This window comes from uncultured Anaerococcus sp. (genome assembly GCF_963512375.1).
GTDB lineage: Bacteria > Bacillota > Clostridia > Tissierellales > Peptoniphilaceae > Anaerococcus.
In genome coordinates this window covers 13,586-26,260 of the sequence record NZ_CAUPMI010000009.1, presented here as the reverse complement: position 1 = coordinate 26,260, position 12,675 = coordinate 13,586, and the positions used below count along the sequence as shown (strand labels likewise).

General features: G+C 29.6%; 14 protein-coding genes and 1 pseudogene. 9 read left to right on the top strand and 6 right to left on the bottom strand.

The window, feature by feature from the left end:
- Positions 1-396: 396 nt before the first annotated feature.
- Positions 397-906, top strand: a complete 510-nt coding sequence (locus RRB46_RS05240) for a hypothetical protein (RefSeq protein ID WP_311531524.1) — start codon at positions 397-399, stop codon at positions 904-906.
- 257 nt (positions 907-1,163) lie between these two features.
- On the opposite strand, the gene RRB46_RS05235 is transcribed toward RRB46_RS05240, so the two are convergent.
- From RRB46_RS05235 to RRB46_RS05220, 4 genes are all read right to left on the bottom strand, one after another.
- Positions 1,164-1,808, bottom strand: a complete 645-nt coding sequence (locus tag RRB46_RS05235; RefSeq protein WP_296127887.1) for an ATP-binding cassette domain-containing protein — start codon at positions 1,806-1,808, stop codon at positions 1,164-1,166.
- An 11-nt stretch (positions 1,809-1,819) separates the two neighbouring features.
- The gene (locus RRB46_RS05230) at positions 1,820-4,039 is read right to left on the bottom strand and encodes a hypothetical protein (protein ID WP_311537752.1); all 2,220 of its coding nucleotides are present in this window, start codon (positions 4,037-4,039) and stop codon (positions 1,820-1,822) included.
- A 16-nt stretch (positions 4,040-4,055) separates the two neighbouring features.
- The gene (locus RRB46_RS05225) at positions 4,056-4,352 is read right to left on the bottom strand and encodes a hypothetical protein (protein ID WP_296127882.1); all 297 of its coding nucleotides are present in this window, start codon (positions 4,350-4,352) and stop codon (positions 4,056-4,058) included.
- Between the two features lie 216 nt (positions 4,353-4,568).
- On the bottom strand, positions 4,569-5,486 hold the full coding sequence (locus RRB46_RS05220; protein ID WP_311537751.1) for a helix-turn-helix transcriptional regulator: 918 nt from the start codon (positions 5,484-5,486) through the stop codon (positions 4,569-4,571).
- 560 nt (positions 5,487-6,046) lie between these two features.
- On the opposite strand from RRB46_RS05220, the gene RRB46_RS05215 reads away from it, so the two are divergent.
- The 5 genes and pseudogenes from RRB46_RS05215 to RRB46_RS05195 all read left to right on the top strand — a co-directional run bounded on the left by RRB46_RS05215 (position 6,047) and on the right by RRB46_RS05195 (position 8,437).
- Positions 6,047-6,412, top strand: a complete 366-nt coding sequence (locus RRB46_RS05215; RefSeq protein WP_311531531.1) for a transposase — start codon at positions 6,047-6,049, stop codon at positions 6,410-6,412.
- 431 nt (positions 6,413-6,843) lie between these two features.
- Positions 6,844-7,245, top strand: a pseudogene (locus tag RRB46_RS05210) (transposase); the annotation flags it as partial.
- A 357-nt stretch (positions 7,246-7,602) separates the two neighbouring features.
- Positions 7,603-8,022 (top strand): GTP pyrophosphokinase, encoded by a 420-nt coding sequence (locus RRB46_RS05205; RefSeq protein WP_296129367.1) that lies wholly within the window; start codon positions 7,603-7,605, stop codon positions 8,020-8,022.
- 52 nt (positions 8,023-8,074) lie between these two features.
- Complete coding sequence (locus RRB46_RS05200; protein ID WP_311531533.1) at positions 8,075-8,248, top strand: hypothetical protein; 174 nt, start codon at positions 8,075-8,077, stop codon at positions 8,246-8,248.
- Positions 8,249-8,263: 15 nt separating this feature from the next.
- Positions 8,264-8,437, top strand: a complete 174-nt coding sequence (locus RRB46_RS05195) for a hypothetical protein (RefSeq protein WP_296129365.1) — start codon at positions 8,264-8,266, stop codon at positions 8,435-8,437.
- A gap of 56 nt (positions 8,438-8,493) precedes the next feature.
- On the opposite strand, the gene RRB46_RS05190 is transcribed toward RRB46_RS05195, so the two are convergent.
- Both RRB46_RS05190 and RRB46_RS05185 read right to left on the bottom strand, forming a co-directional pair.
- Entirely contained in the window at positions 8,494-9,180 is a 687-nt protein-coding gene (locus RRB46_RS05190; RefSeq protein ID WP_311537750.1) for a thermonuclease family protein, read from the bottom strand.
- A complete protein-coding gene (locus RRB46_RS05185; protein WP_296129358.1) occupies positions 9,173-9,592 on the bottom strand; it encodes a Fur family transcriptional regulator in 420 nt (139 codons plus the stop codon). Before RRB46_RS05185 ends, RRB46_RS05190 begins: the two co-directional genes overlap by 8 nt.
- A 98-nt stretch (positions 9,593-9,690) precedes the next feature.
- On the opposite strand from RRB46_RS05185, the gene RRB46_RS05180 reads away from it, so the two are divergent.
- From RRB46_RS05180 to RRB46_RS05170, 3 genes are read left to right on the top strand one after another with little or no spacing between them, the layout of a single operon-like run.
- The gene (locus RRB46_RS05180; RefSeq protein ID WP_311537749.1) at positions 9,691-10,749 is read left to right on the top strand and encodes a metal ABC transporter solute-binding protein, Zn/Mn family; all 1,059 of its coding nucleotides are present in this window, start codon (positions 9,691-9,693) and stop codon (positions 10,747-10,749) included.
- Positions 10,750-10,775: 26 nt separating this feature from the next.
- A complete protein-coding gene (locus tag RRB46_RS05175) occupies positions 10,776-11,435 on the top strand; it encodes a metal ABC transporter ATP-binding protein (protein ID WP_297689110.1) in 660 nt (219 codons plus the stop codon).
- A complete protein-coding gene (locus tag RRB46_RS05170; protein WP_311537748.1) occupies positions 11,429-12,244 on the top strand; it encodes a metal ABC transporter permease in 816 nt (271 codons plus the stop codon). The genes RRB46_RS05175 and RRB46_RS05170 overlap by 7 nt, the downstream gene beginning before the upstream one ends.
- The last annotated feature ends 431 nt before the right edge of the window (positions 12,245-12,675 follow it).

Sequence of the window (12,675 nt, the reverse complement as noted above, 5' to 3'; positions counted from 1 at the left end):
ATTTTCAATGCTTCTTTTTGTGTTCCAACTTTTGAGGAATTTCACTTTTTCACTTATAAATGAAGCTTTGGACAAATCGCTTGTTACTGTATCCATACCATCATGTTAAAATCTGGTTTTGGGATTTCTCTATCTTTATTGAAAATCTAATCATGTTCTCTACTAACAATTTATTTATCTATTGACTATCAATTATTATGAATGTATATTTTAACCAGATTAAACAAATTTTATTTAAATATATGAATAAATTATATATGTTTTTTTATGTTATAAATGATAGCAGAGGTAAGTATAAAGGTAAAATTTACTACACCGGTATAAGTGGCCGATATTGGAAAACTTCAAGATTAGCTAATATGATAATAGAATCCGTTTTCGGGGGCAACTATATAAATGATTATGCATACACATTCAAATAAAAATATAATTTTATATTTCATTATAATTTCACTTATCTTTTTATCCAACTTAAATGGAAATAAAATATATACTATAAAATATGATGATTTAGAATCTAAAAACTCCCAAATACTAAAATCAGAAAATATTAACAACTATATTTTAGACGATAAAAAAGAATCAAACTACAGTGCCGTATACGCTTATAGATTAAATGATAATAAAGAATATGTATTTATTTATAGTAAATCATTAATATTTAATTTGTATCATTTAGATAATAAATTTATTTCTAAGGAAGATGAAATTAATACCTTGGCAAGCAACTTTAAATATCACAATCTATTAAAGATTGACAAGGTTAAAGATAAAGCCATTATATCTATGACTCCAAAGAAAAATAACGATATTAGATCAAATATTATTTATGCACTACTATTACTAGTTTTGATTATTTTAATAAGCTACCAAATACAGATAAAGCAAACCAAGCGAAAATCCTAACACTACGGTATTAGACTATCTATATTAAGTCAAAAAATAAAGCAAGTCCTATGTAAGACTTGGAGACTTTATAAGATTTTGTGTATAGAAACCTCCTGATTAGGGCAAAGAAAAACTAATCAGGAGGAATTTTTATGCCAAGAAAAGCCAGAAAATTGATACATAAAAAAATGTATCAACCTTTCCCTTATGTCAGGATTTAGGTTGATACACAAAATTATTTACAGACCCATTTACCTCCTACTCGATTTTTACTTTTATTTATTTAAGCTTATTATCCTATCACAGTTTTTAGCTAAATCCATATCGTGCGTTACAATAAGAATAGTTTTATCATAATTTTCTCTTAAGCTAAACAATATATCAAATACAGTATGGCTCATATTAGGATCAAGAGAGCCAGTAGGTTCATCAGCAAGAATTATATCACCTGGTTTTAGAATACATCTGGCAAGAGAAACTCTTTGAGCCTCACCTCCTGATAGAGTGTTAACAGGAGATTCAATTAGATTATCTATGCCAAGATCTTTTAGAGTGTTTCTTATATAATTTAACTTCTCCGATTTTTTTAAATTTGTATACTCCATAGAAATCAAAAGATTTTCTAAAACAGTTTTATGATTTATTAATGCGTAGGTTTGAAACAAATAATTGATAGTGTTTCTACGAATCATCATTGCTTTTTTGCTATTGATATCTGGCAATATCTGAGATTTTATTTTTATTTCACCACTATCTATCGTTTCTAAAAGACCTATCATATTTAAGACTGTAGATTTTCCAGAACCAGATTTACCAATAAGAGCTACTATCTCGTTCTTATCTATATCAAATGATAAGTCATTAATTATATTTCTGTTTCCATAAGACTTATTTAAATTTTTTATCTCTATGCTTTTCATAATCATCCCCCTTAAGACTTTAGGTAGTCTAATAACTTACTAAATTGATTTTTACTATATGTTTTATAAAGAAATATAAACTCTATCACAGCAAGTAAAGTTATAAGCAGTATTCCTATTTTTGACTGATAGATTGCTACTGCTATAAAGTCTGCCAATAAAACTATGATTACAAATATATTGATTTTCTTATATATTTTATTATTTGTATAACCTAAAAATCTTTTGATATTTATTTCTTCATCATTCATTATTCTAAATAGAACTATGCTAGAATAAAGTAAAATGAGACATATTGTTCCAATCATTATAATTAAAGACAAGAATATTCTTATGGTAGTTAGTAATGTTTTATAAATCCCATCTACATATTTTTCAATTGGTAAATATGAAGGTAAATTGTCAGATAAATTATATTTTCTTAAATAATTATAATTAGTGTAATTATTCTTAGCATCATAACTCAGCTTTACAAAGCTATTAGCTAACCCAATTGCATTAATGCTCTCAGATTCCCTAAATATCATATTCTCACTAGTAACGATATTTATAATAGGATCCTTCGTATAGTTAGAATCTTCTACGGATGTGTTATAGGTAAATAAATCTCTATCATTATTATAAGTATAAAATTTAAGAACTTTCTTATTCATATAGGCTGTCTTTATATCATCATCTCTAAAATCGACATTATCTCGTTCCAAAATAAATTTTTCCATCTTGTTTTTTTCATGACTACTATATGAGCTAGGTATTAGATAAATTCGAGATCCATTATAAGCTTCATTAATTACATTATCACCTATATTTATACCTATCTTATTTAGATAATTTGGACTAGCTATAAATTTCCGGAAGGCTTTATCTGGCAAGGACTTGTATACACCTTTTTGTTTTAAATCATAAATAGTTTCATCTGATGTAAATGAAGTATTAATTATATAAACTCCATCCTTTCCTTCAATTGATTTATACCAGTCATAAAAGTCTTGATGTATTGCTTTAGATTCTCTAGTAAAAGATTTTTGATCATCTCCTACATCTAGTTTATTTAAAATATATAGGTCAGATACTTCCTTCCAGTTAATTGATAGCCTCTTGTTCTCCTCTATCTCTTTGTAAGGTCCATCTATGTAAATTGCCATAAATACCATAGCTATATTAGATAGGAGAAATAAAGCCAACGCCATAATTATATATTTCTTGGTAGATATCCTATTTTTGATAGCATCTATTGGTGATATTGTAAGCATTACTATAGAAGATACACATACTAATAAAAGAATAATTATTAAATTAATTACACCATATAAAAACATCGTACTTATAAATGTAAGGCTTCTAAAAGAAAAGTTAGTTAAAATAAGGCCATATAATACAAGCATTACTGAGCTTATAGACCCTACATTAATGAATGGAGTAAAGATTTTAAACACATAATCTTTTTTACTATATCCTTGAAGTATGTAAATGCCCATTTCCCTTAAGCTTCTTACAGAATTTATAATAAATAAGGAAAACAGAAGTATTAATGTTAATAAAAAAAGTCCTATTAAGATACTTTCTCTAAAGGAATTATCTAAATAAGATCCACTTAAATTTTTTGAGAATTTTTCTCTACTAATACCTGTTATTTCAGATAAAGCTTTAATTATGATATCTTTATCTTCTTGCTTAGCACCAATAAGTCGGTAGTTTCCATTAATATTATTAGTATTTAAAGTTTGTGATGAAAGAGATTTAATAACAATATTGTCTCCTAAAACGAATTTAGGAATATCTCTTATCATATTAATACTAGAGCTTTCATATCCTATGCTTAAGTATTCGTTAGAGCTTAATAATTTGTTAATATCATCGTCTTTGACTAGCTTTTGACCTATAAAACTAAAATCAAGCTTATCTTTGTTACTATTATAATCTCCACCAAGCAATATTCTTTCTCCTATAGAGTCTCCCTTGCTACTGAGTATATCTTCAGTTTTTACTAATAAAATATTATTTTCATTTGCATATTCCTCTAAAAAATTAAGAACATTGATAGTTTTATCTTCTCCAATATATTTAATATCTATCACTGGGGCATCTTGGGGAGTTGTGTACAATTTATCTCTGTAGTTTTCATTTAGATAGTAAGTAGAAAGCAAGGAAAATATTATTCCTTGCAATACTACTACTAAACAGGTTATATACTTTAACCAATTATTATTCTTTTTTTCTTTACTATGCATAGTAAGACTTCCTTAATTATCTAGCATCCCAATAAGCTGTAGCACTACCTGTGCCAACAAATTTTTGAACATATGCATTGCCCTCATCAGGTGCTTTCCAACCTGAAAATTTGTTGTTAGCAGTAGCTGCATGGTCATAATATCTTGTAGAAACGTCAGAATAACTATATACCCCATATTTTCTTCCATGTTCCCAGTTAATAGGAGTACCTTTAAAATATACTGTTTCTGCATTTACTAAAGCTGGTGTAATAGCTAGTAAAGAAAAACTTAAAGCAAAGACTTTTCTTAATCTTCTAATTTTTTTATTCATAATCATACCTCTCTAAATAAATCTTGATAACTTTGTGTTTTTATTACTTCATCTGACATTATCCTTTGAGTACTAAAGTTTATAGTAGCTATACATAGAGATAATAAGCAGTAAAAAATTTTTCTCATATCTACCTCATAATTTTATTAGGTTAACCTATAAATAGGTTATCACAATTTTATTAATCGGTAAATACGATAAAAATCGTAGTCTATATTAATAATATTTTTGAATTATAAAATCCAGCTTTTGATTTAGGCTTTTATTTCCGTAAATATTTGCTAAGATTTTTGACTTTTCAAAGCACTTATATCCCTCATTATATTTATTTAGTCTACAAAGTATAAGTCCTCTTTGAAATATAGAGAGTATCTGCATTCTTAAATCATTTATTAAATAATCATTAACACTATTATTCAATATCATAGCTTTTTTATAATTCCCAGTAACTAAATTTACATTTGCAAAATTGTATATCAATTGAATTAATGTTTCTTTTTCGTAAAATTCGTATTTCATTAGTTGGTTAAAAATTTCATGAGAAAGATCTAAATTTTCTGTGTCATAAAATAAAGTTCCAATATTCATTAGCAACCTAGCTTGGAAATCATCAAATTTTATAGTTCCTAATTTTTTTAAATTAAACCCATCAGAATATATTTCCATTGAATAAAGAAGCGTTTCTATGGCTTTTTGATAATTTTTATAGAGGCTATCATCTACAAAAGAATTGTATAGCAAGTATTTTGATTTTACTTCTCTATATGTACTATCAGGTAAAAAAGAATAGTCTATTTCCGAAACTTTATTAAGAAGTTTTTGAATTTTTTTGTAGTCATAGACTAAAAGACTTTCTTCAATGCTATTATATATGGTCTGAATATTATTAATTGTAGAACCTTTTGAATTAGAAAAAATCTTGCTAAAACCATTTATATCTATCTTCAAAGATTCTAGAAGTAGCATTAAAGTAACTACATTAGCATCAGTATATCCATTTTCAATTTTTCTAATAGTATCCTTGTTTACCCCGCTTATATTAGATAGTTCTTCTTGTGTTATATTACTAAATCTCCTGATGTTTTTTATTTCTTTACCGATAAAAGGGTACAAGGATTTATTTTCTTTTTTCATATTCCCTTTCTATTACTTTATTCTTACTGTAAACTAAGTTATATTAAGTATTAGTTTTAAACTCATTTAATATAATTATATACAAAAAAAACTGATTGGCAATTATAAGCTGACCCCACAAAGTTGGACTTAATACTAGAGTTAGAACTAAACTAGCTCTGGTATTTCTTTTACCTTTCCTAGCCCTAGGGATTGGAAATTTTTATGCTGCATTTTTCTTTCTGTATTCTATTGATGATAAGTATCCTAATTATTTTTATTCTTGTAAATGTCAATCGAAAAATGGTCCACATATAGTAAAAAATTGACCACATTTGTCCTTTCCCCTAGGGGAAAGGCGGAGACTGTGTAAAATTTTGTGTATGGAAACCTCCTGATTAGGGCAAAGAAAAACTAATCAGGAGGAATTTTTATGCCAAGAAAAAGATCAGAAACAAAAAGAAGTAAAATAGCAAAAATGTTAATTGAAAAATATCAGTCTCAAAGTGCACAAGATATTCAATAAGCACTAAAAGATCTTTTAGGCGATATAATGGAAGAACTTTTAAAAGCTGAATTAGATGAGCATTGACTATGAATATGGAGAAAAACCACTTTCCCTAAATACAAGAAATGGTACAAGTAAAAAAACAGTTAGATCATCTTACGTAAATATAGATTTAAACATACCAAGAGATAGAGAAGGAACATTTGAACCACAATCATTAAAAAACATACCCTATAGGCCACAAGCTGAAAAAGACATATCAAGTCATATAAAAGATATTTATGGTTTTAGCATATCAGAAACAATGGTAAGTAGAATAACCAACAAAATACTACCAACCATGGAAGAGTGGCAAAATAGGCAACTAAGAAAAGTAACCAAAAATAAAACATATTTCCAAATGACTACGTACTATAAAAAAGCTTGTACCTTGCAATGATAGACGCTTAAATAAGTGGACCTATAGGATAAGTGGCTGGGATCAAATTTTATCCCAATTATCAATATTCTTTGAAGGGTGGTTTTAATCAAGCTAAAAAAGTAGTATGAGATCAGCTGCAAATTTTCATGAAAATTTGACAGTTTATTAAGCCCAAGTAAAATTAAGCAAACTCCATCACTATAGGAATGGACAAACAATGATACATAAAAAATGTATCAACCCTTACCTTTATGTCAGGATTTAGGTTGATACACAAAATTATTTATAGATCCCTTATGATAACATTAGGTGTTTTAAGTCAAGTCCAAAATATTTTGCTAGTTATTTTTACACAATATTATGGACTTGACATCATAGTATAAAATATTATGTGTAAAATAGAAAAAGAGAACTCAAACTTGTAAAGTTTTGTTAAGAAAAAAGTAAGAGCAAAGGATAAACTAGAAGTAGCAAATGATGCTAAACTAATATACAGCTCCGATAATATAGAAACAGCAGAAAAAAGATTGATTGAGTTTTTATCAAAATGGTCAATTAAATATCCTAAACTAAGAAAAATGTTAGAAGGTAAAGATAATTTATTCACCTTTATGCTATTTCCAAAAGCAATAAGAAGAAGCTTGTATACCAATAATATATGTGAGAATTTCAATAAGGACATAAAAAGAAAATTAAAACAGAAAGTTCAATTCCCAAATGAAGAAAGCCTTGATAAAGCAATCTATATACTAGTATCAGAATATAATAATAAATTTTCGAATAGGACCCATCTTGGATTTGGCTTGGTAAGATATGAACTAAAAATGATGATAGAGGAAATAAGTGATTGACCAAATACAATCAAATCTACGATTTAATTGTATCTGGTCAATTAAGATGACAAAATTTATAAGTTAGAGTTTACACAAAAAATTTGACAGTACCTAAATAATTAATAATAATTGGGTATAATATAAATGTAAGAAATTTCTTATTTAAATTCTATAAATATCGATATTTTACTTTAAATCAAAATTTTTATCTTTAATTTCAAATCCAATACTTATCAATTTTTCAAAATCAAATCAAATAAAATATTTCAAGGTCAAAATTTACATTAAATAGTTCATAAAATAGGAAAAATCAAATGATAATAATATTTCAAAAGCTTTAATAAATTGTGCCAAAGTGAAAGAAGGGGAGAGTTTATGTTTAAATATATTAGAGCGTTTTTAATTATGACAAAAGCCCACTATAAGCAAAGAGATAAAGGAAATCATCTATATATTTTTCACCCGATAAGAGTATCAAGAAAATGTAAGAAGAAAAGTGCCAAGCTAGTTGCCTTGCTTCACGATGTAATGGAAGATAATCCTAATTACACTCTAGAAAAATTTGAATTTTTGAATGAAGATGAATTAGAAGCCTTGGTATTATTAACTCACGATGAGAACCTTAGTTATTTTGCTTATATAGATCAGATAAAAACCAATAAAATTGCTAGAGAAGTTAAGCTTTCAGATTTAAAAGATAATTCAAATCTTAATAGGTTGTTGACAGTGACAGAGAACGATATTAAAAGATTAGTGAAATATTGTAAAGCACAAAGAATCTTGTTGATGGAATAATGTATTATAGCTAAAGTCAATTGAATAATTTTACTTTATAGGAAGGTTTTAAATGAATAGAGAATATAGAATAATAATGATCGCCCTAGATAAGGGAAATCCTGAAGATTATGATATTACACTTACAAAAAAAGATAAAGAAGCTATAGAATGGTACAAGAGGGAATCTGAAAAGGCGAAAAAAGAAGGGAAATTTATTGTTTTTTATGCTCCGGATGATGAATAAAACAGGAGGAGAAGGATGAATAGGGAATACCTAATTATCGGTATAGCACTAGGCCGTACAACAGCTGAAGCAAATAATATCATACTTACAGAAGAAGATAAAGAAGCCATAGAATGGTACAAAAGGGAATCTGAAAAGGCGAAAAAAGAAGGGAAATTTATTGTTTTTTATGCCCCGGATGACGAATAAAATAAAGAAATAGTTATACAAAACACGAAAAAGAACTGGTCAAAAATCCAGTTCTTTTATTTAGCCGGCCTAAAACCAGCTTTTTTAGCTTCTTCTTCGCTATCAAAAATTATAGCGTTTTTATCTTTTGTGTTTTTATAGCCATGGCTTCCCTCTAGGTGGTAGAGGCCTGAATTTTTGTTGGCTTTTACCTTTTTCTTGGTATTTTTCTTTCCATCAGACCAGATTCCTAAAGCCTTATCCCTAGCCTTATCTTCTATGGCTTCTAGCTGGTCTTGGTATTTGGTATCTGGCTTATAAAAGTTTGAAAAGGCAAGGCCTTCCTTTACCAGGATTCCATTTAAAGTTTTTTTGCCAATATCATCTGTGCTTGGGTTTACTACTGGCTCTTCTAGCCAGATATAACGCAAAAGTCTGTCGTACTTATCCTTGTCAGATATATCTTTTTCTAGGTAAATGTCCTTATCTTTTAGAGCTTTTTCTGTAAATTCTTTAGCTTCTGGACCCATAAATTCATCTGGATGGTCCCTATTTGCAATCTCGGGTGTATTAATTCCAACAAAACGGACTTTCTCTATATTTCCGTTTATATTTACCCTGATTGTATCACCATCGATAATTTGAATGACCTGGGCTTTGACATAGGAACTTTGATTTTCTTCAACCTTACTAGGTTGACTTTCTAAATCACAAGAATTAAGACTAAGGGCAAGGCAAAGGTATATTAATATCTTCCTAAGCATTTATCTTGGCCTGGCAGTCTGGACAAATCCCATAAAATTCGAAATTATGGCCTTCGATAATAAAGCCTGTTTCCTTTTCGATTTGGCCTTCAAGCTCATGAATTGGGCAATTTTCTATTGTAAATTTCTTATGGCAATGGCTGCAAGTTATAAAATGCTTATGATCTTCCTTATTTATTTGGTAATAATTTATTCCGTCAAGATCGCTTGTCTTAAAAAGAAGATTGCTCTCTTCTAAGATATTTAAGTTTCTGTAGATGGTAGAAAGGTCAATTGCAAGTTCATCTTTTATTCCGTCATAGATATTTTGGCTAGAAACAGGGCTATCAGCCTCTAAAATATATTCAAGTATTATCCTCCTAGCCTTGGTAATTCTTAGGTTCTTGTCTTTTAAGAGTTCGTTAAGCTTCATATTATCACTCCTTAGGATATTATTATACTTTTTATTTGACAGAGGGGTAATTTATTATATAATACCTATTGCAAATAACTTGCATAAAGGAGAATTATATGAAAAATAAAAATATATTAATGTTAATAGCCCTAAGCTTAGCCTTCACAGCTTGTGGTAATAAACCAGCACAAGAAGCAGATACAAAGACTCAAGTAGAAGAGCCACAAAAGACAGATAAGGAAGTAGCAAGCAATGAAATTTATGGATCTTTTTATCCTATTTACAATCTGACAAAACAAATAGCTGGCGATAAATTTGACGTAAAAGCTTTCAACTCTCTTACTAGCGAATCTCACGGCTGGGAGCCATCTGCTAAGGATATGGCAGAATTATCTGAAGCTAAATTATTATTTATCAATGGTGCTGGCATGGAAGAATGGAAAGATTCTGTTAAATCAAGTCTTGATATAGAAATGGTAGATACTTCAAAAGACTTAGACTTAATTAAGGCAAGCGAAGAAGACCATGACCATGACCACGAAGATGCAGATCATGACCACGACCACGAAGATGCAGACCATGACCATGAAGAAGCAGACCATGACCACGATCATGAAGAAGGCGAAGAAGGTCACCATCACCACCATCACGGAGAATTTGACCCACACATCTGGCTATCTCCAGTAAATGTCAAAGCTCAAGCTAAGGTAATAGCTGATAAATTATCAGAAATTGACCCAGCAAATAAGGATTATTACCAAGAAAATTACGAAAAAATCGCAGCAGACCTTGATGGAATAATCGAAGAATATACTGACAAATTCTCTAAAGTAGAAAATAAGAAATTTATAGTTCCTCACCAAGCTTTCGGCTATATAGCAAGAGACTTTGGCCTAGAACAAATTCCGCTTGCAAGTCTAACATCAACAGATGATCCAGATGCTAAGGCTATGAAGGAAGTAACAGACCTAGCCAAGGCAAATAAGCTTAATACAGTATTTTATGAAGCAGGCGGTTCAGATAAGGCAGCAAAGACTATAGCTGATGAAATCGGAGCAAAAGTGGCTCCACTTAACACCATGGAATTTGCAAGCAAAGAAGAACTAGACAAGGAAGTTAAAATCCAAGATATAATCAAAGAAAACCTTGAAAATATCTACAAATCTCTAGCATAATCCTATTTTAAAAGCATAATATATACATGAAGCTTATAGAAATAGAAAAACTAAAATTTGGATATAATGAAAATTTAATATTAAAAGATGTAAATTTAAGTCTTGAAAAGGGAGACTTTGCCGTAATTTCTGGAGAAAATGGATCAGGCAAGTCAACCCTCATCAAGCTAATCCTAGGTGGACTTAAAAAGGATAAGGGGTCTATAAGACTTTTTGGTATAGACATAGAAGATTTTAAAAATTATGACAAACTAGGCTATGTCCCACAGGTCAATGATTCTATAAAAATAGCCTTTCCTGTCACCTGTAGGGAATATGTAAGCCTAAACCTCTACAAGGATTTTAATATCTTCAAAAAGATCAAAAAATCAAATAAGGAAGATGTAGAAAATATCTTCACCAGCCTAAATATCAAAAATCTTATAGACAGGCCCTTCAACAAGCTATCAGGTGGCCAAGCCCAAAGAGTAATGATAGCAAGGGCCCTAGTAGCAAATCCTGACCTTTTAGTCTTAGATGAACCAACAGTAGGTATTGACCAAAAGTCCAAAGAAGACTTCCTAAAACTCTTAGTCCACCTAAACACCAATCACGGGATCTCAATTTTAATGATAACCCACGAGATGGAAATTTTGGGAGACTATGTGGATAAGATATTTAGATTAAGGGAGGGAGTCATATGTTAAACTATGATTTTATGAGAAGAGCCTTAGCCGTAGGCATAATGCTTGCCCTAATCATTCCCATGATAGGCATGGTCATGATAAATAGAAAGACATCCATGATAGGAGATGCCCTTTCCCACTCATCGCTAGCAGGTATAGCCATGGGACTAATCATGTCAATAAATCCCATGTGGACATCCCTTGTAATCTGTGTATTATCAGCCTTTGCAATAGAATTAATTAGGAAAAAATTCAAAGAATTTGGCGACATGGCTACAGCTATCATCATGAGCCTAGGCATAGGCCTTGCGGCAATTCTTTCAGACTTTGCCCCAGGAGGCAAATCCTTTGAATCCTACCTATTTGGCTCGATAACAACAGTATCATCAAGTGATTTAGTCTTGGTTAGTATAATATTTGTCCTAGTAAGCCTAGCATCCTTCTACCTCTACAATGCCCTGCTTTATATATCAATCAACCCCCTAATGGCAAGGCTAGCAGGAGTAAGGGTGGCGCTTATAAATTCAATATTTACAGCCCTAACAGCCCTAACCATTGCAATTTCAGCAAAAATAGTAGGAGCCTTGATGATCACATCCCTAATGGTAATACCAGTAGCAAATGCACTGATAATAGCCAAATCCTACAAGCAAACCTACATCATATCCCTAATATTTTCCATAATCTTTATGATTTTAGGAATCACCATATCCTACTACGGAGGCCTAAAACCAGGCGGAACCATAGTAGTACTAGCCATAATCTCTCTAATTATTACTGGCCTAATAAAGTTAATAAGCGATAAGCTAAAGAAAAAGATCTCTAAATAAAAAGAGGTCTTTTTTGTTTGAGGGGTATACATTACCTTCAATTACCTTCTAAATAAATATAAAATCTTTTATCAGAATTCATAATTGAAATTAAAATTATATACGATCAACTTATATAAATATTCAGAGATTCTATACTCTTAAGCATCTATAATTGTCAAATAAATATTCTACATCATAGTTTGTAAATCATTTTATATCAAAGAAAATAGCATTAAGATAGCATGGATTTCTAAATTTATAGTACATTTTGCTAAATTTAATTAGTAAAAACTGAATCGAGTTTAACTTAAGAAATATTTAAATATTGAGTTGTAAAGCATGGTATAATATTACAGAAGAATAATATATAGTGAAATAAACTAAAAGGTGCAATATAGGATTTTCCTATGATAAATTATTAAAAATATTAATATAAGACGGGAGAGAAT